This window comes from Clostridiales bacterium, assembly GCA_025757645.1.
Classification (GTDB): Bacteria; Bacillota; Clostridia; order Oscillospirales; family Oscillospiraceae; genus CAG-103.
The window spans coordinates 2,324,940-2,343,307 of the sequence record CP107216.1 but is presented as its reverse complement, the minus strand read 5'-3'; the positions used below and the strand labels follow the sequence as shown (position 1 = coordinate 2,343,307).

The following is an 18,368-nucleotide window of genomic DNA, read 5'->3' as shown; positions in this document are numbered from 1 at the left end:
CCTCCGTAAATGCAGAAACGGAGCCAACTGCATTCCGCAGTCAGCTCCGTTCAGCTCTTATGCCCGGCCGTTTCCGGGCACGTCGTTATTCTGTTTCTGTTTCCCGAAAGGCGACCTTGCGCTTTACTTCCAGCACAAGCACGCCGTCTTTCGTTTGCTTTACCTCGGCGGTATTCCCGCGGCCGATAATGTCCAGAATCGCCAGGAGGAGAGTTTCATTTTTCTGCATAGGGTACCTTCACATTGCAGCCCCGGCATTTTTCCGCCACCCATCAAGGTAAATGACAGGCGCGGCCTTGCTCGCCGGTTGATAGCCCATCCGCACACCGTAGCCGCCGCCGTAGTCCAGCGCAGCCGCAGTGTTAACAAACAATCGTTCAACCGGCTCCGCGCTCCTCGTAGAAGCATTTGCCCGGAAGAAACAATCCTTAAACACGGCGGGGGAGTGCGTGTGCCCGCAAACATAAACGTCTGCATCGACGATCTGCGCATAGTCCGCAAGCCGGTTGATCTTGCCGCCGATCTTGCGCCCACCGCCGTTTCCGTGGTTGACGTAGATGGAGTACGTTGTCTGCCGTCCCTCGCTCTTTCTCCGCGAGTTTTCGCCCAGCGAAACAAACACAAGCGCGGCGTCCGGTGCATATCTGTCGCCAGCGCCCAGCTCGTTTGCAATCAGCCATGTAATGTCGATGCCGTCTGCACGATATGTCCGCTCTTCGTGGTTGCCGGGAACAGCGCACAGGATGCGCCCCTTGAGCGGAGCAAACGTCTTGTTTGCAAGCTTGATCTGCTCCATTGGGGACAACTGCGTGCTGTAGATGTCGCCGATGCTGCTTCGCGTCGCATTGTCGATCAGGTCGCCCGCAAGAATTGCATAGGCGTTATCCTTTGCCGCAATGTCCGCCACGCGCTTTTGCACGCCGCGAATATCGCAGTTCGGGTCAGAAAGATGTACGTCCGCAATGACGTGCACTTCGATTTCGTTTTGCTGCTTCGGCAGCTCCACACGGATAACGTGCAAACGCTTCACCTCATTCGTTACACGGTTGTCGCGCGCCTCGCTTATAAACCAATTCCGAGCAGCAGCTCAGCGCGCCCGCATCCCGCTGCAGCAGGAAAGCGGCTTTCTGCCGGTTTTTCACGCTCCGGTCAATCCGGTCGTCTGGTCTTGGCGGCAGCCCCCGGACTTGCACCGGGCGCGTCCCTTTTGGAAAGCTGCCGTAGAAAGGGAAGCTGCGGCATCCTGACTTGCACAGGATTTCAGCGGAAAGGAGATGAAACGCTTAGGCCACTCGCCGCCGCAGCAGTGTTTACCGTCGCTTCCGACGCTTGATTCCCGGATAGTGCCGGGTTCACAGTTGCTCCGTACCGTAATAGGTTTTGGGAAGGTAATAACGGCCACAGGAGGCCGCCCTTTTTCCGGCACGGATGGGCATCGTTCGCAAACGCGAACAGCAAGCACTTAGCCGCAGCGCGTATCCTGCGCCCGCATTCGGCTTGTTGGATTAAGCGTGTTTGTTGTGCATTTGCAAGCGTTACTTGAAAGCACTGTCGCCGCCGATCCCGTCTGTCTTGATCGTCAGCTCCTGCGCGTGAACGTCGATTACAGGCTTGTCGATGTACCCGCCGTTTTTCGGCTGCTTGAGCAGGAAGATGATCCCGCCGCTGCCCTTCGGGTTTTCAGCCACCATGCGCGCATAGACCGCTTCCCGGTATGCGACCAGCTTCTCGAGCTGCTCTCCATATCCGTCATATTCCCCGCCCTCGTTTGCCCGCCATCGCGCGAGTGTACGCGGCGCAATGCCGAGATACTTCATCAGTGCATAGTCGTCCATGTACTGTTTCCCGTCCTCGCACTGCATGATAAACTCGTCGATCAGAACGCCAAGCTCTTCGGCGGTTTTGATTTTGCGCGGTCTTGCCATAGAATCACCCCATCGCTTATAGTATAGCATCAAACGTCGAAAAAACTAAATGCACGTCAACCAGATAATGTATGAAATACCTTGACGGGGTTCTTCTTCGATTGGCGCGCACGATTGTAAAGACGCGGGAAACGTAGCGGGTTGAATGTTGAATGGGGCAATGTTTGGCGGGAAGTCTCAAAAGGCTGTGTGTCGTAACGCATGGGCTGTCGCCTGAGAGCCGTCCCGCTTTTCCGGCACCCCGGGGGGGGAGGGGGGGGAGGGGGCACACCCGGAAACGCTGAGCAAAACAGCGCCCACACACCAGCGCGCGCCGTGGATGATTGGCCGCGCGCCAGGGCGCCGATTGGCATTGCTGCATGACACTGCATACACTGCGCATGAACTGCATAAACTACCAGCCGAGCAATGCAGAAGCACCGTAAAATCTATGAGTTATTCGGCAAAATGTAGGTTATGCCGAATTTACAAATTGATGAAGCCATTGAAAATACTAGCTTTTTGCGAAACTGCATGAATATGCATAGTATGCAGCACCGAAAACGGTCACGAAAAGTGCATCAGTATGCACCAGATCGCCGCCACAAAACCAGCCACAGCAAGCCCCACAATTTTTTTATCCGATGCCACAACGCGAATTTTGTACGGGATAATGGGATCATACCATCATCATACCATCATCATACCATCATCATATCATCGCATCATTGCGCAGCATCACCGGCACACAGCCAGGACAACGCCCCGCGCAAAGAGGGGGGGACTATAGGGGGGGTATTTACATAGCTAAGTAATAGCTATTACACAGCTATGTCATAGCTATTACACAGCTATGCCATAGCTATTTAAATATCTATTCCATACCCGCGAGACATTCAACGACCAAAGGAAAGAAAAGGAGAGTATAGAGGGAGAGAGCGCCCGCACAAAAAAATTTTTGCAAAAAGGGCTTGACATGGTAACGCAAGTATGCTATCTTGTAAATGCAGCCGGGGAACGGCAGCGAAAGGAGATGATCCTCGCGGCAAGAAAGACCACCACCAGCACGGAAGTGAAACGCCGGTATAACGAAAAGGTTTACGGCCGTATCTACTTGCAGTTGCCCAAAGAAACGGTTGAAGCGTTCAAAGCAAAATGCAATAATAGCGGCGTATCACAAGCGAGCGTTTTACTAGAAGCAATCGAAAACTTTTTAAGGGGCTAAACGTCCCTTAAAAATACACATACTAACGCTAGTATGCCACACATGAAAGGAGAGCAACCATGAAATACTTTACCAACATCCACACCCTCGACGAGCTGAAAGCGGCCTATCGCCGTTTGGCCCTGAAATATCACCCCGACATGGGCGGCAGCACGGAGATCATGCAGGAGATCAACGCCGAGCATGACGCGCTGTTTGAGCAGCTCAAGCGCCAGCACAACGCAAGCGCCGACGAGTACCACCAGACCACCGAGACCGCCGAAGAATTCCGCGAGATCCTCGACGTGTTGCTCGGGCTTCCCGGGCTTACGGTCGAGCTTTGCGGCTCGTGGCTCTGGATCAGCGGCGAGACGCGCCAACACAAGGACGCGCTAAAAGCCGCCGGTTGCCGCTGGAGCAGCAGCAAGACGATGTGGTACTGGCGGCACCCGGAGGATGCGCGCGGACACTACCGCGGCAAGCGCAGCATGAACGAGATCCGCAGCAAGTACGGCAGCCAGGTCTTTGACGCAGACGGCCGCGAGCGCACCGCATACAACCGGCTTGGGGCGACGGCGTAAGCCGTCCCCGGCCGCGCTCCGTCCGCCGGTAAAAGTCCGGCGCTGATGAGCAAGAGCGAAACGGAGGTTGCATCATGTATCAGATTATCAAGTATTGCCGCGATTGCGGCGCTTATTCCGGCCGTGAGTTTGGGCGCAAGGCCGACGCGGTGCGGTATGCCCGTGCTTGCGTCTGCCCAGATTGGGAGTATGTCGCGGTTATCAGCACGCGCACCAAGCGCGTCGATGTGCTCAAGGGCGCGCCGATGATGGTGCGCTATGCGCCCGGATGCACCGAGTACAAGCGCGGGAAGCTCTGCGCTATCTATGGGGGGTGATTACAACGAGTTATCACGATTTGCTTACCATGTACGGCGGCGAGCAGCTCGAAGCCGAGCAGCGCGTATATATCTACGTGCAGCAACCGAAGCGGTATAAGACGCCGGAAGACATCGCCCGCAAGGATGCCGACATTGCGCGCCAGATCGAGCGCATGCAACGCTTGATTGACGATTTGCGCGACTATCGCGTAGCACTGGCGCAGCGGTACGCCGAGCTGGAAACGATGCCTTACACGCGCGTTTTGACGCTCAAGCGCGACCCGAGCTATAAGGGCCGCATTACCTACTGGGTGACGATCACGCGCCGGATGTCTGACGGCACGGAGACCGACGAACTGTGCGAGCAGTTCCACGGTCAGGATCGCGCGAAAGCGTTTGCTCGCTTCGCCGCCCTGCAAAAGCAGTACCCCGGCATTGCATCCGTTAAGGATGTAGCCCGCAGGAGCTGGGAACGATGATAGTGCCCGGCATCCTGCACAACTTCCAAACCAATTTTTGTGCATCTACACAAAACCGCAGATTCCGCGGTTTACCTGTTGACATACCGCAGATTCCGCGGTATACTCGATCCATCAAAAGGAAAACGCGATAGGCCGCAAGGCCGGAAAGGATCACATCATGAAAAACATTGAAGCCAACAAGATCGCCGAGGCGCTGCGCAGCGCCGACACCTGGGACATGGACCTCGCCCGTGAACTGTGCGCGCTGGCCGGCATGGCCGAGGCGTTTGACGCCGCCGACGGCGACACCTTCGAGGGCGTCATCTACGCGGCCGCCGAGAAGCTGGGCGTGGAGGTCATCTGACCTCCCGCGCCAGCGGATCACATCAACATCGGCACCGGTGCAGCCGGAGAAAGGGAAATATTGTGGCAAAAGCAACTGCAACCTGTACTTGCGCCACCTGCGGCACAACGTTTACCCGCACCAAAATCTGCCGCAATCGCCGCGAGGCGGATGGCTGGGAGGCGTGGGCAGCCGCAAACTTTGATGAGTGCGATGCTTGCTACACTGCGCGCAAGGCATCCGAGCGCAAGGCATCCGAGCGCGAGGCCGCCGCCGTAGCGGAGGCTGAGCTGCCGCTGACGTTGCACATGACCGGATACCCGGACAGGCATAACACCCCGGTCGTCCTGTTTTTTGGCGGAGACACCGTATCGCACAAGGATGATATCAAGTCGCTCGGATACCGCTGGGTCTTTGCGGATGACTACATCACCTACGGCTACAGCGTCCAGCGCGGAGAGCGGAAATGGATCAAGGTCGTCCCGCAGGAGGACGCCTACGACGAGATCGAGCGCGTGAAGGCGCTCGGCGCTGTGATCGACGATAGCATTGTAGACACGGAGTATCTTGCAAAACAAGCCGCCGCCAAGCGCGAGCGCGTCGCGGCCGCTGAGGCATCCGGAATCACGGAGCCGGTCAAACCGGTATGCTACCCGGCCGGCCGCTGGAACGGCAAGGTCTACGGCGCGGCGGCTTATGGCTACCGTATCTACGTCGGCAACGCTGAGGTGCAGATCAGCGGCGATGACGCCGACGCACTCAAAAGATACGCCAAGGCTCTTGCGGCCTGGCGCGAAGCAACAGCAGCAAAGGAGACATCGCCATGACTGACAAGCAGTTTTATCACGCTTTTCGCGCTGCGCAGCAATACAGCGATCCGGATGCTTTTGCGTCCAACGTCGCGCTGTCCGACATCTTTCCGACCGTCGAGGGCGATGATCTCCCGGCGCTGGCGGACGATCTACGCCATGTCTGGCGCTATGCGCACATCACCGTGCGTGAGATTGTGCAGCACACTGGCCTGACGCAGGCAAACTTTGCGCAGCGCTTTGTGATCCCGCTGCGCACGCTGGAAAGCTGGCTCGGCGGCACGAATACGTGCCCGCCGTACACCCGCCTGATGCTGGCAAAGCTGTGCGGCCTGTAAACGATGGCAAGACAGCCAATGCGCGGTTAGCATTTTTGTTAGCATTTTGCTAACGAAATGCGTCTGCGTTATGCGGAAAATAATCGTAAATCCGCGACGTTTTTCGCACTGCAAAGATTTCCGAAAGCATCACAAAGCATTGATAAACAAAGAAAAACCAGCAATCACAATGGATTGCTGGTTTTCTCTATTTTGGTGCTCCAGCGGGGATTCGAACCCCGGACACCCTGCTTAAAAGGCAGGTGCTCTGCCTACTGAGCTACTGGGGCATATCGGTGTGAAAAGTTATCTGCTATCCAAAATATCAGACGCGAATCCAGCGCAGCGATTTGTGGCTGGGATGGCGGGATTCGAACCCACGATATCAGAGTCAAAGTCTGGTGTGTTACCATTACACTACATCCCAATATCGGGGCAAAAACAACGGGGATCGGGATCACTCCCAATCCCCGATTTCGTGGGGTGGGTAAAGGGGTTCGAACCCTCGACACCCGGAACCACAATCCGGTGCTCTCCCAGCTGAGCTATACCCACCATAGATCTGAAATGGTACGCCAAGAGGGATTCGAACCCCCGGCCTACTGCTTAGAAGGCAGTTGCTCTATCCAACTGAGCTATTGGCGCGCATACAATATTTTGCTGCCCGCCCAGAAGGTATGGAGCGGGTGATGGGAATCGAACCCACGTATCCAGCTTGGAAGGCTGGTGTTCTACCATTGAACTACACCCGCAGAGGTCGTCCCACATTCAGCTTTACGAATATACCATCCCTGCGCGGTGTTTGTCAAGCAAAACCTGTTCAAAATGCGAAAAAATCGCAAACCGGGGGACGGCGCAGGCCGTCCCCGCGGATATTTCAGCGGTGAAAGAGCTTCTTGGTCTGGAAGCGCGGCTCGAACGTGATGTTCACCTCGAGCTTTTTGAACACGTTTTCGTCCACGTGCGAGAGGATGACGGACGAGTGCGCCTCGCAGTGCGCGAGCTTTTCGAGCTGCTGCATGGCGATCTCGGCGGTCGGGTCATTCACGGCGCAGATGCTCAGCGCCACGAGCACCTCGTCGGTGTGCAGGCGCGGGTTGTGGTTGCCCAGATGCTCAACCTTCAGGTGCTGGATCGGCTCGATGATCTCGGGCGAGATGAGCGTGACGTCCTTCGGGATGCCGCCGAGGTATTTGAGCGCGTTGAGCAGGCAGGCCGAGCTCGCGCCGAGCAGGGAAGAGGTCTTGCCGGTGATGATCGTGCCGTCGGGCATCTCGATGGCGACGGCGGGGGCGCCGGTCTCCTCGGCGCGCCGGAGCGCCGCGCCCACGACCGGGCGGTCGGCCGCTGTTAGGCCGAGCTGGTTGAGCAGCAGCTCCTGCCGCTGCGTCTCGACCGGGGCGCACAGGCCGCGCAGCTGCGCGCAGGCGGTGGCGTAGTAGCGGCGGAGGATCTCCTGCCTGGCGGCGGCGCAGCACACGGCGTCGTCGCTGATGCAGTAGCCCGCCATGTTCACGCCCATATCCGTGGGGCTCTTGTACGGCGAGCTGCCGTAGATGCGCTGGAACATGGCGTTGAGCACGGGGAAGATCTCCACGTCGCGGTTGTAGTTGACGGTCGTCACGCCGTAGGCCTCGAGGTGGAAGGGGTCGATCATGTTCACGTCGTCGAGGTCGACGGTCGCGGCCTCGTAGGCGAGGTTCACGGGGTGGCGCAGCGGCAGGTTCCAGATCGGGAACGTCTCAAACTTGGCGTAGCCCGCGCACACGCCGCGCTTGTGCTCATGATAGAGCTGGCTCAGGCACGTGGCCATCTTGCCGCTGCCGGGGCCGGGCGCGGTCACGACGATGAGGCTGCGCGTCGTCTCGATGTAGTCGTTGCGGCCGAAGCCGTCGTCGCTGACGATGCGCGCGACGTCGGACGGGTAGTCCGGGATGATGTAGTGCCGGTACACGCGGATGCCGAGCGTCTCGAGCCGGCGCTGGAACTTTTCCGCCGCGGGCTGGCCGCGGTGGTGCGTGATGACGACGCTGCCGACGTACAGCCCGCAGCCCTGGAATGCGTCGATCAGGCGCAGGGTGTCGTCGTCGTAGGTGATGCCGAGGTCGCCGCGGCGCTTGTTGCGCTCGATATCATCCGCCGAGATGGCGATGATGATCTCCGCCTCGTCGCGCATCTCCATGAGCATGCGCACCTTGCTGTCGGGGGCAAAGCCCGGCAGCACGCGCGATGCGTGGTAGTCGTCAAAGAGTTTGCCGCCGAACTCCAGATACAGCTTGCCGCCGAACTGGCCGATGCGCTCGCGGATCTTTTCCGACTGCATCCGAAGGTATTTGTCGTTGTCAAAGCCGATCGCCTGCATAGATGTTTCTCTCCTCTGTTTCAAGCTATCAAACAAACATATATTCTACAGCATTCGACGCATTCCGGCAATGGGAAAATGCCCGATCCGGTAAAAATTTATCGCAGGGCCGATTCACTCTTTTTTTATTCATAAATGTATGGTATAATCCTAAATTACACTGGACAAGGAGTGTCAACAAATGGGCTTTCTCAAAAAAATATTTGGTACTCACAGCGACCATGAGCTCAAGCGGCTCTACCCGATCGCTGATAAAATCGAAGCCATGTCGGACGAGTACGCCGCGCTCACGGACGAGCAGCTGCGCGCCAAGACCGACGAGTTCAAGCAGCGCTACGCCGACGGCGAGTCGCTCGACGACCTGCTGCCGGAGGCGTTTGCCACGGCGCGCGAGGCCGCATGGCGCGTGCTGGGCATGAAGCCGTTCCGCGTGCAGCTCATCGGCGGCATCGTGCTGCATCAGGGCCGCATCGCCGAGATGAAGACCGGCGAAGGCAAGACCCTCGTCGCCGTCCTGCCGGCGTACCTCAACGCGCTCACCGGCGAGGGCGTGCACATCGTCACCGTCAACGATTATCTCGCCCGCCGTGACAGCGAGTGGATGGGCAAGGTCTACCGCTTCCTTGGCCTGAGCGTCGGCCTGATTGTGCACGACATGTCGAGCGCCGAGCGCCAGCAGGCCTATGCGGCCGACGTCACCTACGGCACGAACAACGAGATGGGCTTTGACTACCTGCGCGACAACATGGCCATCTACAAATCCCAGATGGTGCAGCGCGGCCACGCTTTCGCCATCGTCGACGAGGTGGACTCCATCCTCATTGATGAGGCGCGCACCCCGCTCATCATCTCCGGCCAGGGCGACGAGAGCACCGACCTCTACCGCCAGGCGGAGGACTTTGCCGCCCGCCTGACGTGCAAGTCCTACGCCTCCATCGACGACAAGGAAGAGGAGGACGAGGACCTCGACGCCGACTACGTCGTCGACGAAAAGGCCCGCACCGCGACGCTCACCGCCCGCGGCATCGCCAAGGCCGAGACGGCCTTCGGCCTGGAAAATCTCGCGGACATCGAAAACGCCACGCTCGTGCACCACATCGACCAGGCCATCCGCGCGCACGGCATCATGAAGCGCGACATTGACTACGTCGTCAAGGACGGCGAGGTCATCATCGTCGACGAGTTCACCGGCCGTCTCATGCTCGGCCGCCGCTACAGCGACGGCCTGCACCAGGCCATCGAGGCCAAGGAGCACGTGCGCGTGCAGAGCGAGAACAAGACGCTGGCGACCATCACGTTCCAGAACTACTTCCGTCTCTACGGCAAGCTCTCCGGCATGACCGGCACGGCCATGACCGAGGAAGAGGAGTTCGCGGCCATCTATAACCTCGACATCATCGAGATCCCGACGAACAAGCCCGTCATCCGCATCGACAACCCCGACGTTGTGTATAAAAACGAGGCCGGCAAGCTGCGCGCCATCATCGAGCAGATCCGCGTCTGCCATGAAAAGGGCCAGCCGGTGCTGGTCGGCACGGTGTCGATCGAAAAGAGCGAGCACCTGTCCAAGCTCCTGCGCAAGGCGGGCATCCCGCACAACGTCCTCAACGCCAAGCACCACGAGAAAGAGGCCGAGATCGTCGCGCAGGCCGGTAAGTTCGGCGCTGTCACGATCGCAACGAACATGGCCGGCCGCGGCACGGACATCATGCTCGGCGGCAACGCGGAGTATCTGGCCAAGGCCGACCTGCGCAAGGCCGGCTTCTCGGAGGAGGTCATCGCCGAGGCCACCGGCTATGCCGAGACCGAGGACGAAGAGATCCTCAAGGCCCGCGTCCTGTTTGCCGAGCGCATGGCCGAGCACAAAAAGAGCATCGATGAGGAAGCGGACCGCGTGCGCGCGGCCGGCGGCCTGTATATCATCGGCACCGAGCGGCACGAGTCCCGCCGCATCGACAACCAGCTGCGCGGCCGCTCCGGCCGTCAGGGCGACCCCGGCGAGAGCCGCTTTTACATCGCGCTCACGGACGACGTCATGCGCCTGTTTGGCTCCGAGCGTATGCAGAGCATGATGGAGACGCTGCGCGTCGACGAGGACACGCCGCTCGACCACAAGATGCTCTCCAACGCCATCGAGCAGGCCCAGCGCACGGTCGAGAGCCGCAACTTCCAGGCCCGTAAGAACGTGCTCGAATACGACGATGTCATGAACGTGCAGCGCAACGTTATCTATGAAGAGCGCCGCAAGGTGCTCGACGGCGAGGACCTGCAGGAGCACGTCCAGCACATGATCCGCACCGTCATCACCGGCGACATTGCTGCCGGCATGGCCGAGCACCACCCCGAAAACGACAAGGATCTGCACGAGATCCTCACCCCGCTCGAAAAGCTCTTTCCGTGCGACCTGAGCTATACGGCCGAGGAACTGCACAAGCTCACGCCCGACACGCTCTCCGACGCGGTGTATGACTGCGCCATGAAGGCCTATGCCGCGCGCGAGGAAGCCTTCGGCCTGCAGCCGGACGGCACGCCGCTCATGCGCGAGCTCGAGCGCGTGGTCATGCTGCGCGTGGTCGACGAATACTGGATGGATCACCTCGAGGCCATGGATGACCTGCGTCAGGGCATCGGTCTGCGCGCCTACGGCAACGTCAAGCCCGTCGATGAATACAAGCGCGCCGGCTTTGACATGTTCGACGAAATGGTCAACGGCATCCAGAGCGAGACGGTGCGCCGCCTGTTCACGGTGCGCGTGCGCCGCGAGCAGAAGCTCGAGCGCAAGACCGTCGCCCGCAGCGCCGCGACGAATGCCGGCGGGGACGACAGCGAGAAGAAGCGCCCCGTCCGCCGCGTCAAGAAGCCCGGCCGCAACGACCCGTGCCCGTGCGGCAAGCTGCGCCCGAACGGCCTGCCCATGAAGTATAAGGACTGCTGCGGCAAGAATGCATAACGAAGTCGCTTTCCCGCTGCACGCTGAGCGCGGCGCAGCTTACCTGACCGCGCCGAACATCGCGGCGTGCCACGCCTTTTCCACCCGCCTCGGCGGCGTGAGCACCGGCGTGCTCGAGAGCCTGAACCTCAGTGTCCGCCGCGGCGACACGCCGGAAAACGTGCGCGAAAACTGGCGGCGGCTCGGCGCGGCCGCCGGGCTGGATCTCACACGCGCGGTGTATGCGCGGCAGATCCACAGCGCGGACGTGCGCATCGCGCACGCCGCCGACGCGCAGCCGCCGGAGCTGGAGCCCCGCTTTACCTGCGACGGCTTTGTCACGAACGAACCGGGCGTCCCGCTCGCGGTCTTTATGGCCGACTGCCTGCCTGTGCTGCTGCACGACCCCATCGCCGGGGTCATCGGCGCGGTGCACTGCGGCTGGCGCGGCTCGGTGGCCGATATCCTCGGCGCTGCCGTCGCGCAGATGTGCGCCCTCGGCGCGCACCCGGCGGACATCCGCGCCGCCATCGGCCCCGGCATCGGCGCGTGCTGCTTCGAGGTCGGGCCAGAGGTCGTCTCTGCGGCCGAGGCGCTGCTGCATGCGCCGCTCGGCGCGCTCGCGCGCCCGCGCGCGGACGGCAAGGTCCTGCTCGATCTCAAGGGCGTCAACGCCCGGAGACTTGTGCAGCTCGGCGTCCCGGCGGGGCAGATCGCCGTGTCGGACGCCTGCACCATGTGCCGGCCGGACGTGTTCTGGTCGCACCGCGCGACGGACGGCCGCCGCGGCGTGCAGGCCGCCGTCATCACCCTGTGACCCAAGGGGGAACACCATGAAACATTTGCACCTGACCCGCGTGCTCGCGTTCGCGCTCGCACTTGTGCTGCTGCTCGGCTGCACGGCCTGCGGCAAGAAGACCACGGACGACACCGGCGACACCGTCGGCCAGAAGGACACGCAGACCACCGTCGAGCTCGACGGCAAGTTCACGCTCAACTACAGCGCGTCCGCCGGCATGAACCCCTACAAGACGCAAAATTCCGATAACCTCGCCGTCTGCGGCCTCGTGTACGAGACGCTCACGGAGCTCACCGATGCCTTCGAGGCCGAGCCCGGCCTGTTCACCGAGTGGAGCAGCGACGACGGGGAGACCTGGACCTTCACCGTCGCGGCCGGCCGCACCTTCCACGACGGCCACGCGCTCACGGCGCAGGACGCGGCCTATTCCATTCAGACCGCCATGGCGTCGGATCTGTATTCCGGCCGCCTGAACGCCGTCAAGGACGTCAAGGACAGCGACGACGGCACCGTCACGGTCACGCTCGCGCGCGCGAACACGCAGTTTCCCGCGCTGCTGAACATCCCGGTCATCGAAAACAACGCGGCCGACAGCACCTACCCCAGCGGCACGGGGCTGTATCAGTTTGCGTCCGATCACCAGAGCCTCACGGTCTATTCCGGCCACCCGGACGCGGACAAAGCGCCCGTCGACACGGTCTATCTCATGGAGTGCAAGTCGGTCGAGGAGATCGTCTCCGCGTTTGACAACGGCCAGCTCGATCTCGCGCTCAGTGACCCCAGCTCCGGCACGGACCTGAGCTTTTCGAGCCTGAACGACCAGCGCCAGTACGCCACGACGAACCTGCAGTATGTCGGCTTCAACACCAACAGCAGCTTTTTCATGACGGCGCGCTACCGCCAGCCGTTCAATTACGTCATCGACCGCGCGTTTGCCGTCGCGCTGCTGCACGACTGCGCCGTCGCCACCGCGCTGCCCGTCCATCCGGCGAGCACGCTCTATGACAATGCCCTCAACGAGTCGCTGTCCTATGACCTGGATAAGGCAAAGAAGCTGTTTGACGACCTGAAGATCGTCGATTATGACGGCGACGGTGAGCGCGAGTACATGCCCGACGGGCAGTCCCCGCTCGACATCAGTCTCTCGCTGATCGTCTATGCCGACAGCACGACCAAGGTCAGCATGGCCAACAAGATTGCGGCCGACCTCACGAGCATCGGCATCCCTGTGAAGGTGCGGGAGCTCAGCTGGGACAATTATCAGGATGCGCTCAAGGGCGGCAAGTTTGATATGTACTACGGCGAGGTCGCCCTCCCGGCGGACTTCGATCTCTCGGCGCTGCTCAAGGCCGGTGGCTCGCTCAATTACGGCGGCATCACGACCGGCACGTATGCCGATGTCATCAACGCCTACCTCGCCGCCGCAGATTCCGACCGCGCAGCGGCCTGCGGCACCATGCTCCAGACCATCTCGGACACTGCGCCCATCGTGCCCGTCTGCTTTGAAAAGCACTGCCTGTACGTGCACCGCGGCGCCGTCGGCGGCTTTTCTCCCACGAAGTACAACATTTTCCACAACATCACGGATTGGAAGATCAATAACGCATGAAACAAGAGTGGATTGCGCGCGCCAAGCGCTTTGCCACCTATGCGCTCGTCGGCTGCTTTGACACGGGCATGGACTGGGTGGCGTTCACAACTGCACATGAGCTGCTGCACTTCACGCCCGTGATCTGCCAGGCCATCGGCTACTTTGTCGGCACGGTCTGCAGCTATTTTCTCAACGGCCGCATCACCTTCCGCGACGGGCACATCGCCCGCTGGCGGCAGTGCCTGCGCTTTGTGATGTGGAACGTGGTGTCCCTCGGCGTGAGCGAGGTGATGATCGGCCTGCTGACGCACTTCGGCCTCAACCCGTACATCGCCAAGGTCGGCGTCACGCTCGAGGTCGCGCTGTTCAACTACTTCGGCTATAAATATATTGTGTTCGCAGTCCCCAAACAAACGGAAGGAGAGCAGGATCATGACAGATCGTCAACTGATTAATCTGGCCGAGCAGGCCTCCCGCAATGCCTATGTGCCGTATTCCCATTTCGCCGTCGGCGCGGCGCTCGAGTGCCGCGACGGCACGGTCTTTACCGGCTGCAACATTGAAAACGCCGCCCTCGGCAGCACCATCTGCGCCGAGCGCACCGCCGCCTGCAAGGCCGTCAGCGAGGGCCGCCGCGACTTTGTGCGCATCGCCGTCTACGGCGACGGCGAGCACTATTGCTACCCCTGCGGCGCGTGCCGGCAGTTTCTGGCCGAGTTCGCGCCCGATATGGAGGTGCTGTCCGCCATGGGCGGCGGCCGCTATGTCAGCAACCGCCTGAGCGAGCTCATGCCCTATACCTTTAATTATTAAGGGATCCGCTATGGAACTGGAACAGCTGCGCATTTTCTGCACCGTTGCCGCCTGCCGCAGTTTTACCCGCGCGGCCGGTCAGCTCTTCGTCAGCCACTCGACGACCAGCCGCGCCGTGTCCGCCCTCGAGCGGGAGCTCGGCGTGCCGCTGCTCGTGCGCGACCGGCACACCGTCGCGCTCACGCCCGCCGGGCAGACGCTCCTGACCGGGGCGGAGGACCTGCTCCGGCAGGCCGATGCGCTTGCGGCCGCCGTGCACACCGCGGCGGAGGCGGCCCCGGAGCCGCCCGAACCGCCGGAGGCGTAATTTTGGCGGACTGCACAAACTTTTTTGCAAAATTTCTACGTTTGAGCGAAAAACCCTCTTGACATTCGGGAGGGTTTTTGCTATTCTTATGAAGCGCCTGTGCGGAAACAGGTGCATTCTGCGATGAAGCGGGAGATTGCGGAGCCCGTCTCCGGTAACTTCCGTGGAGTATGTCCGCTGCCGCGCCCTTGCACGGCAGATGATCGGGCGGTTGAGTCAGCCAGCACTTGCGTATATCACCTGCGCGGCTGTATACCGGCGAGAGCCGGTTTGTTTTTCGGGCAGGGTTTGATACGCACGGAACGGTGTATGGCGATCTCATCCGTGCGAACCAGGCGGAGCCAATGCCGCCAAAAAAATTCGTAACGGAGGAAACAACATGGCAACCACGAGCAACAAGAAAATGATCCGTATCCGCCTCAAGGCCTACGATCACCAGCTGATCGACAAGGCGGCGGAGAAGATCGTCGAAACCGCAAAGCGTACCGACGCGAAGGTCTCCGGCCCCATTCCGCTGCCGACGAAGACCGAGATCGTCACCATCCTGCGCGCTGTTCATAAGTATAAGGACAGCCGCGAGCAGTTTGAGCGCCGCACCCACAAGCGCCTGATCGACATCATGAACCCGACCCAGAAGACGGTCGAGGCTCTGATGAATCTGGAGCTGCCGGCCGGTGTCGAGATCGACATCAAGCTGTAAGCACACCCCGTTAACCCTGCGCGCGAGCGCATATTTACAAACCCGCAGTCCGCAGCTTGCGTGTGCGGACGGGTCAAGTCAGCAGCCTCTGGCCATGAGCTAAGCGAGCTGACCAATAACCTGAAGGAGGAACATGTATGAAAACAGCCATCATCGGTAAAAAGGTCGGCATGACGCAGATCTTCGATGAAGCAGGCAAGGTCGTCCCCGTCACCGTGATCGAGGCAGGCCCCTGCACGGTCACCGGCAAGATGACCAAGGAAAAGGAAGGCTATGAAGCCGTCCAGCTCGGCTACGAGGACGTCGCCGAGAAGAAGCTGACCAAGCCCGAGAAGGGCCACCTGGATAAGGCGGGCGTCGGCTACAAGAAGCATCTCAAAGAGTTCCGTCTCGAGGACTGCGCTTCTGTCAATGTGGGCGATGTCGTCAAGGCCGACACCTTCAAGGAAGGCGACAAGGTCGACATCACCGGCATCAGCAAGGGCCACGGCTACGCCGGCGTCATCAAGCGCTTCGGCCAGGGCCGTACCCCGACCAGCCACGGCGGCGGCCCTGTGCACCGTCACGCCGGCTCCATGGGCTCGAGCACCGATCCTTCCCGTATCTTCCCGGGTAAGAAGCAGGCCGGCCACATGGGCGTGGATCAGGTCACCGTCCAGAACCTCGACGTGGTCAAGGTCGATCCCGAGCTCAACATGATCGTTGTGCGCGGCGCGATCCCCGGCCCGAAGGGCGGCATTGTCTATATCAAGAGCACCGTCAAGAAGACCGTCGTCAAGAAGGGCGACGCCGGCATCAGCACCAACCCGCAGAAGGCCTCCGGTCGTAACCCGCAGAAGGCTTCTGCAAGAAAGTAAGGAAAGGAGAGAGCGAATATGCCTACTGCTAAGTTGTTTAATATGGCCGGCGATCAGGTCGGCGAAGTGGCGCTCTCCGAAGCCGTTTTCGGTGTTGAGCCCAACGAGTCCGTCCTGCACGACTCCGTGAAGAACCACCTGGCCAACTGCCGTCAGGGCACGCAGAGCGCGCTGACCAAGGGCGAGGTTTCCTACTCCACCGCCAAGCCCTGGCGCCAGAAGGGCACCGGCCGCGCACGCGCCGGCTACAAGGGCAGCCCGGTGTGGACCCACGGCGGCGTCGCGTTTGCGCCGAAGCCGCGCGACTACAGCTACACGCTCAACAAGAAGGTCAAGAGACTGGCCCTCAAGAGCGCGCTGAGCGCCAAGGCCGCTGCCGGCGAGATCCTCGTCGTGGACGGCATGGCCGTCGAGGAGATCAAGACCGCCCCCGTCAAGGCGTTCCTGACCAAGATCGGCGCCGACGGCAAGGCTCTGCTCGTGACCGAGCAGGTCGACGAGAAGCTCGTCAAGAGCTCCCGCAACATCCCCGGCGTGAGCAGCACCATCGCCACCATCCTCAGCCCCTATATGATCCTGACGCACCGCGTCCTGGTCGTTGACAAGGCTGCGCTCCAGAAAATCGAGGAGGTGTACGCATAATGAGAACCGCTTACGATGTCATTATCCGTCCCATCATCACCGAGCAGTCCATGGAAGACCTCGACATCAAAAAGTACACGTTCGAAGTCGCCAAGGACGCCGGCAAGATCGAGATCAAAAAGGCCATCGAGGAGATCTTTGACGTGAAGGTCATCAAGGTCACCACCGCGACGATCCGTGCCAAGGAGAAGCGCGTCGGCGCCAATCCCTCCGGCATGACCGCCACCGGCAAGAAGGCCGTTGTGAAACTGTCCGCTGATTCGAAGAACATCGAGATCTTCGAGGGCATGGTGTAAGGGAGGAATTGAACAATGTCGATTAAAACCTATAAACCCACCACGCCTTCCCGCAGACATATGTCCGTTTCCGGCTTCGACGGTGTCGATAAGCACGCCAAGCCGCAGAAGGAGCTCGTGGAGGTCCTCAAGAAGCACTCCGGCCGCAACAGCTACGGCCGCATCACCGTCCGCCATCAGGGCGGCGGCAACCGCAAAAAGTACCGCGTCATCGACTTCAAGCGCGACAAGATGGACGTGCCTGCTACCGTCCTGCGCCTGGAGTACGATCCGAACCGCAGCGCTTATATCGCCCTGGTCGAGTACACCGACGGCGAGCGCCGCTACATTCTGGCCCCTGTCGGCCTGAACGTGGGCGACACCGTCCTGTCCTCCGCCGCGGCGGACATCAAGCCGGGCAACGCCCTGCCGCTGGCCAACATCCCGGTCGGCACCGTTATCCACAACATCGAGCTCTACCCCGGCAAGGGCGCGCAGCTGGTCCGCTCCGCGGGCGTCGCCGCGCAGCTCATGGCGAAGGAAAACGGCATGGCTACCGTCCGTCTCCCCTCCGGCGAGTACCGCAAGGTCCGCCTCAACTGCATCGCCTGCATCGGCCAGGTCGGCAATGTTGACCATGCCAACATCGCCGTCGGCAAGGCCGGCCGCAAACGCCACATGGGCATCCGCCCGACTGTCCGCGGTTCTGTCATGAACCCGTGCGACCACCCGCACGGCGGCGGCGAAGGCAAAGCGCCTGTCGGCCGTCCCGGCCCGGTCACCCCGTGGGGCAAGCCGGCGATGGGTTACAAGACCCGCAAGAAGAAGAATGCGACCGACAAGTTCATTGTCAAGCGCCGCAACGCGAAGTAAGGAGGGAATAGGTAATGAGCAGAAGTGTTAAGAAAGGCCCGTTTGCCGCTCCCGAGCTGCTGAAGCGGGTCGATGAAATGAACAAGGCCGGCGAGAAGAAGGTCATCAAGACCTGGAGCCGTTCCTCCACGATCTTCCCGTCCTTTGTCGGCCACACCATCGCTGTCCATGACGGCCGCCGTCACGTTCCGGTCTATGTGACCGAGGACATGGTCGGACATAAGCTGGGCGAGTTCGCGCCCACGCGCACGTTCCGCGGCCACGCCGGCAGCAAGACTGTTGGAAAGTAAGGGGGAGAGAAC

23 protein-coding genes and 5 tRNA genes are annotated in these 18,368 nt (G+C 60.7%); 19 read left to right on the top strand and 9 right to left on the bottom strand.

Annotated features, from left to right (window positions below):
- Positions 1–85 precede the first annotated feature (85 nt).
- The 3 genes from OGM61_11475 to OGM61_11465 all read right to left on the bottom strand — a co-directional run bounded on the left by OGM61_11475 (position 86) and on the right by OGM61_11465 (position 1,925).
- A complete protein-coding gene (locus OGM61_11475; GenBank protein UYI84441.1) occupies positions 86–229 on the bottom strand; it encodes a hypothetical protein in 144 nt (47 codons plus the stop codon).
- A 9-nt stretch (positions 230–238) separates the two neighbouring features.
- Positions 239–1,021, bottom strand: a complete 783-nt coding sequence (locus tag OGM61_11470) for a metallophosphoesterase (protein UYI84440.1) — start codon at positions 1,019–1,021, stop codon at positions 239–241.
- Positions 1,022–1,535: 514 nt separating this feature from the next.
- Positions 1,536–1,925 carry a DNA-packaging protein gene (locus OGM61_11465; GenBank protein ID UYI84439.1) on the bottom strand — a complete coding sequence of 130 codons (390 nt, stop codon included), beginning with the start codon at positions 1,923–1,925 and terminating at the stop codon, positions 1,536–1,538.
- A gap of 955 nt (positions 1,926–2,880) precedes the next feature.
- On the opposite strand from OGM61_11465, the gene OGM61_11460 reads away from it, so the two are divergent.
- The 7 genes from OGM61_11460 (at position 2,881) to OGM61_11430 (ending at position 5,939) form a co-directional block, all read left to right on the top strand.
- Positions 2,881–3,129 (top strand): hypothetical protein, encoded by a 249-nt coding sequence (locus tag OGM61_11460; GenBank protein ID UYI84438.1) that lies wholly within the window; start codon positions 2,881–2,883, stop codon positions 3,127–3,129.
- A gap of 59 nt (positions 3,130–3,188) precedes the next feature.
- Entirely contained in the window at positions 3,189–3,689 is a 501-nt protein-coding gene (locus tag OGM61_11455) for a DnaJ domain-containing protein (protein UYI84437.1), read from the top strand.
- Between the two features lie 74 nt (positions 3,690–3,763).
- Positions 3,764–4,006, top strand: coding sequence for a hypothetical protein (locus OGM61_11450; GenBank protein UYI84436.1), 243 nt, complete (start codon positions 3,764–3,766; stop codon positions 4,004–4,006).
- Entirely contained in the window at positions 4,003–4,467 is a 465-nt protein-coding gene (locus OGM61_11445) for a hypothetical protein (GenBank protein ID UYI84435.1), read from the top strand. Before OGM61_11450 ends, OGM61_11445 begins: the two co-directional genes overlap by 4 nt.
- Before the next feature lie 160 nt (positions 4,468–4,627).
- Positions 4,628–4,813, top strand: coding sequence for a hypothetical protein (locus tag OGM61_11440; protein UYI84434.1), 186 nt, complete (start codon positions 4,628–4,630; stop codon positions 4,811–4,813).
- Positions 4,814–4,875: 62 nt separating this feature from the next.
- Entirely contained in the window at positions 4,876–5,619 is a 744-nt protein-coding gene (locus OGM61_11435) for a hypothetical protein (protein UYI84433.1), read from the top strand.
- Positions 5,616–5,939, top strand: a complete 324-nt coding sequence (locus tag OGM61_11430; protein ID UYI84432.1) for a hypothetical protein — start codon at positions 5,616–5,618, stop codon at positions 5,937–5,939. Before OGM61_11435 ends, OGM61_11430 begins: the two co-directional genes overlap by 4 nt.
- Positions 5,940–6,132: 193 nt before the next feature.
- Here OGM61_11430 and OGM61_11425 read toward each other — a convergent pair.
- From OGM61_11425 to OGM61_11400, 6 genes are all read right to left on the bottom strand, one after another.
- Positions 6,133–6,208, bottom strand: a tRNA-Lys gene (locus tag OGM61_11425).
- A 63-nt stretch (positions 6,209–6,271) separates the two neighbouring features.
- Positions 6,272–6,345: transfer RNA gene (locus OGM61_11420), tRNA-Gln, on the bottom strand.
- Positions 6,346–6,397: 52 nt separating this feature from the next.
- Positions 6,398–6,473, bottom strand: a tRNA-His gene (locus tag OGM61_11415).
- Positions 6,474–6,486: 13 nt separating this feature from the next.
- Positions 6,487–6,563: transfer RNA gene (locus OGM61_11410), tRNA-Arg, on the bottom strand.
- Positions 6,564–6,596: 33 nt separating this feature from the next.
- Positions 6,597–6,670: transfer RNA gene (locus tag OGM61_11405), tRNA-Gly, on the bottom strand.
- A gap of 125 nt (positions 6,671–6,795) precedes the next feature.
- Positions 6,796–8,280 carry a DUF1846 domain-containing protein gene (locus OGM61_11400; GenBank protein UYI84431.1) on the bottom strand — a complete coding sequence of 495 codons (1,485 nt, stop codon included), beginning with the start codon at positions 8,278–8,280 and terminating at the stop codon, positions 6,796–6,798.
- 181 nt (positions 8,281–8,461) lie between these two features.
- Between OGM61_11400 and secA the strand changes: the two genes are divergently transcribed.
- The 12 genes from secA to rpsS all read left to right on the top strand — a co-directional run bounded on the left by secA (position 8,462) and on the right by rpsS (position 18,356).
- Complete coding sequence (secA, locus tag OGM61_11395; GenBank protein ID UYI84430.1) at positions 8,462–11,230, top strand: preprotein translocase subunit SecA; 2,769 nt, start codon at positions 8,462–8,464, stop codon at positions 11,228–11,230.
- Positions 11,223–12,026 carry a peptidoglycan editing factor PgeF gene (gene pgeF / locus OGM61_11390; GenBank protein ID UYI84429.1) on the top strand — a complete coding sequence of 268 codons (804 nt, stop codon included), beginning with the start codon at positions 11,223–11,225 and terminating at the stop codon, positions 12,024–12,026. The genes secA and pgeF overlap by 8 nt, the downstream gene beginning before the upstream one ends.
- 16 nt (positions 12,027–12,042) lie before the next feature.
- Positions 12,043–13,617 (top strand): ABC transporter substrate-binding protein, encoded by a 1,575-nt coding sequence (locus OGM61_11385; GenBank protein UYI84428.1) that lies wholly within the window; start codon positions 12,043–12,045, stop codon positions 13,615–13,617.
- Complete coding sequence (locus OGM61_11380) at positions 13,614–14,054, top strand: GtrA family protein (protein UYI84427.1); 441 nt, start codon at positions 13,614–13,616, stop codon at positions 14,052–14,054. Before OGM61_11385 ends, OGM61_11380 begins: the two co-directional genes overlap by 4 nt.
- Entirely contained in the window at positions 14,032–14,412 is a 381-nt protein-coding gene (locus OGM61_11375; protein ID UYI84426.1) for a cytidine deaminase, read from the top strand. Before OGM61_11380 ends, OGM61_11375 begins: the two co-directional genes overlap by 23 nt.
- Positions 14,413–14,422: 10 nt before the next feature.
- A complete protein-coding gene (locus OGM61_11370) occupies positions 14,423–14,719 on the top strand; it encodes a LysR family transcriptional regulator (protein UYI84425.1) in 297 nt (98 codons plus the stop codon).
- A 379-nt stretch (positions 14,720–15,098) separates the two neighbouring features.
- Positions 15,099–15,419, top strand: coding sequence for a 30S ribosomal protein S10 (gene rpsJ / locus OGM61_11365; GenBank protein UYI84424.1), 321 nt, complete (start codon positions 15,099–15,101; stop codon positions 15,417–15,419).
- A 137-nt stretch (positions 15,420–15,556) separates the two neighbouring features.
- The gene (gene rplC, locus OGM61_11360; protein ID UYI84423.1) at positions 15,557–16,276 is read left to right on the top strand and encodes a 50S ribosomal protein L3; all 720 of its coding nucleotides are present in this window, start codon (positions 15,557–15,559) and stop codon (positions 16,274–16,276) included.
- A gap of 18 nt (positions 16,277–16,294) precedes the next feature.
- A complete protein-coding gene (rplD, locus tag OGM61_11355; protein UYI84422.1) occupies positions 16,295–16,918 on the top strand; it encodes a 50S ribosomal protein L4 in 624 nt (207 codons plus the stop codon).
- Positions 16,918–17,214: a 50S ribosomal protein L23 gene (gene rplW, locus OGM61_11350; GenBank protein UYI84421.1), complete on the top strand. Its 297-nt coding sequence runs from the start codon at positions 16,918–16,920 to the stop codon at positions 17,212–17,214. Before rplD ends, rplW begins: the two co-directional genes overlap by 1 nt.
- A 15-nt stretch (positions 17,215–17,229) precedes the next feature.
- A complete protein-coding gene (gene rplB, locus OGM61_11345; GenBank protein UYI84420.1) occupies positions 17,230–18,066 on the top strand; it encodes a 50S ribosomal protein L2 in 837 nt (278 codons plus the stop codon).
- A gap of 14 nt (positions 18,067–18,080) precedes the next feature.
- Positions 18,081–18,356: a 30S ribosomal protein S19 gene (gene rpsS / locus OGM61_11340; GenBank protein UYI84419.1), complete on the top strand. Its 276-nt coding sequence runs from the start codon at positions 18,081–18,083 to the stop codon at positions 18,354–18,356.
- Positions 18,357–18,368 lie beyond the last annotated feature (12 nt).

What these genes read in the sequence shown, in the direction of transcription:
- OGM61_11455 (UYI84437.1), top strand. Translation starts at nt 3,189, where the DNA reads ATGAAATACTTTACCAACATCCACACCCTCGACGAGCTGAAAGCGGCC.
- OGM61_11380 (UYI84427.1), top strand. Translation starts at nt 13,614, where the DNA reads ATGAAACAAGAGTGGATTGCGCGCGCCAAGCGCTTTGCCACCTATGCG.
- OGM61_11370 (UYI84425.1), top strand. Translation starts at nt 14,423, where the DNA reads ATGGAACTGGAACAGCTGCGCATTTTCTGCACCGTTGCCGCCTGCCGC.
- rpsJ (UYI84424.1), top strand. Translation starts at nt 15,099, where the DNA reads ATGGCAACCACGAGCAACAAGAAAATGATCCGTATCCGCCTCAAGGCC.
- rplD (UYI84422.1), top strand. Translation starts at nt 16,295, where the DNA reads ATGCCTACTGCTAAGTTGTTTAATATGGCCGGCGATCAGGTCGGCGAA.
- OGM61_11450 (UYI84436.1), top strand. Translation starts at nt 3,764, where the DNA reads ATGTATCAGATTATCAAGTATTGCCGCGATTGCGGCGCTTATTCCGGC.
- pgeF (UYI84429.1), top strand. Translation starts at nt 11,223, where the DNA reads ATGCATAACGAAGTCGCTTTCCCGCTGCACGCTGAGCGCGGCGCAGCT.
- rplC (UYI84423.1), top strand. Translation starts at nt 15,557, where the DNA reads ATGAAAACAGCCATCATCGGTAAAAAGGTCGGCATGACGCAGATCTTC.
- OGM61_11400 (UYI84431.1), bottom strand. Translation starts at nt 8,280, where the DNA reads ATGCAGGCGATCGGCTTTGACAACGACAAATACCTTCGGATGCAGTCG.
- OGM61_11440 (UYI84434.1), top strand. Translation starts at nt 4,628, where the DNA reads ATGAAAAACATTGAAGCCAACAAGATCGCCGAGGCGCTGCGCAGCGCC.
- OGM61_11385 (UYI84428.1), top strand. Translation starts at nt 12,043, where the DNA reads ATGAAACATTTGCACCTGACCCGCGTGCTCGCGTTCGCGCTCGCACTT.
- rpsS (UYI84419.1), top strand. Translation starts at nt 18,081, where the DNA reads ATGAGCAGAAGTGTTAAGAAAGGCCCGTTTGCCGCTCCCGAGCTGCTG.
- OGM61_11430 (UYI84432.1), top strand. Translation starts at nt 5,616, where the DNA reads ATGACTGACAAGCAGTTTTATCACGCTTTTCGCGCTGCGCAGCAATAC.
- OGM61_11465 (UYI84439.1), bottom strand. Translation starts at nt 1,925, where the DNA reads ATGGCAAGACCGCGCAAAATCAAAACCGCCGAAGAGCTTGGCGTTCTG.
- rplB (UYI84420.1), top strand. Translation starts at nt 17,230, where the DNA reads ATGTCGATTAAAACCTATAAACCCACCACGCCTTCCCGCAGACATATG.
- OGM61_11375 (UYI84426.1), top strand. Translation starts at nt 14,032, where the DNA reads ATGACAGATCGTCAACTGATTAATCTGGCCGAGCAGGCCTCCCGCAAT.
- OGM61_11475 (UYI84441.1), bottom strand. Translation starts at nt 229, where the DNA reads ATGCAGAAAAATGAAACTCTCCTCCTGGCGATTCTGGACATTATCGGC.
- secA (UYI84430.1), top strand. Translation starts at nt 8,462, where the DNA reads ATGGGCTTTCTCAAAAAAATATTTGGTACTCACAGCGACCATGAGCTC.
- rplW (UYI84421.1), top strand. Translation starts at nt 16,918, where the DNA reads ATGAGAACCGCTTACGATGTCATTATCCGTCCCATCATCACCGAGCAG.
- OGM61_11460 (UYI84438.1), top strand. Translation starts at nt 2,881, where the DNA reads ATGGTAACGCAAGTATGCTATCTTGTAAATGCAGCCGGGGAACGGCAG.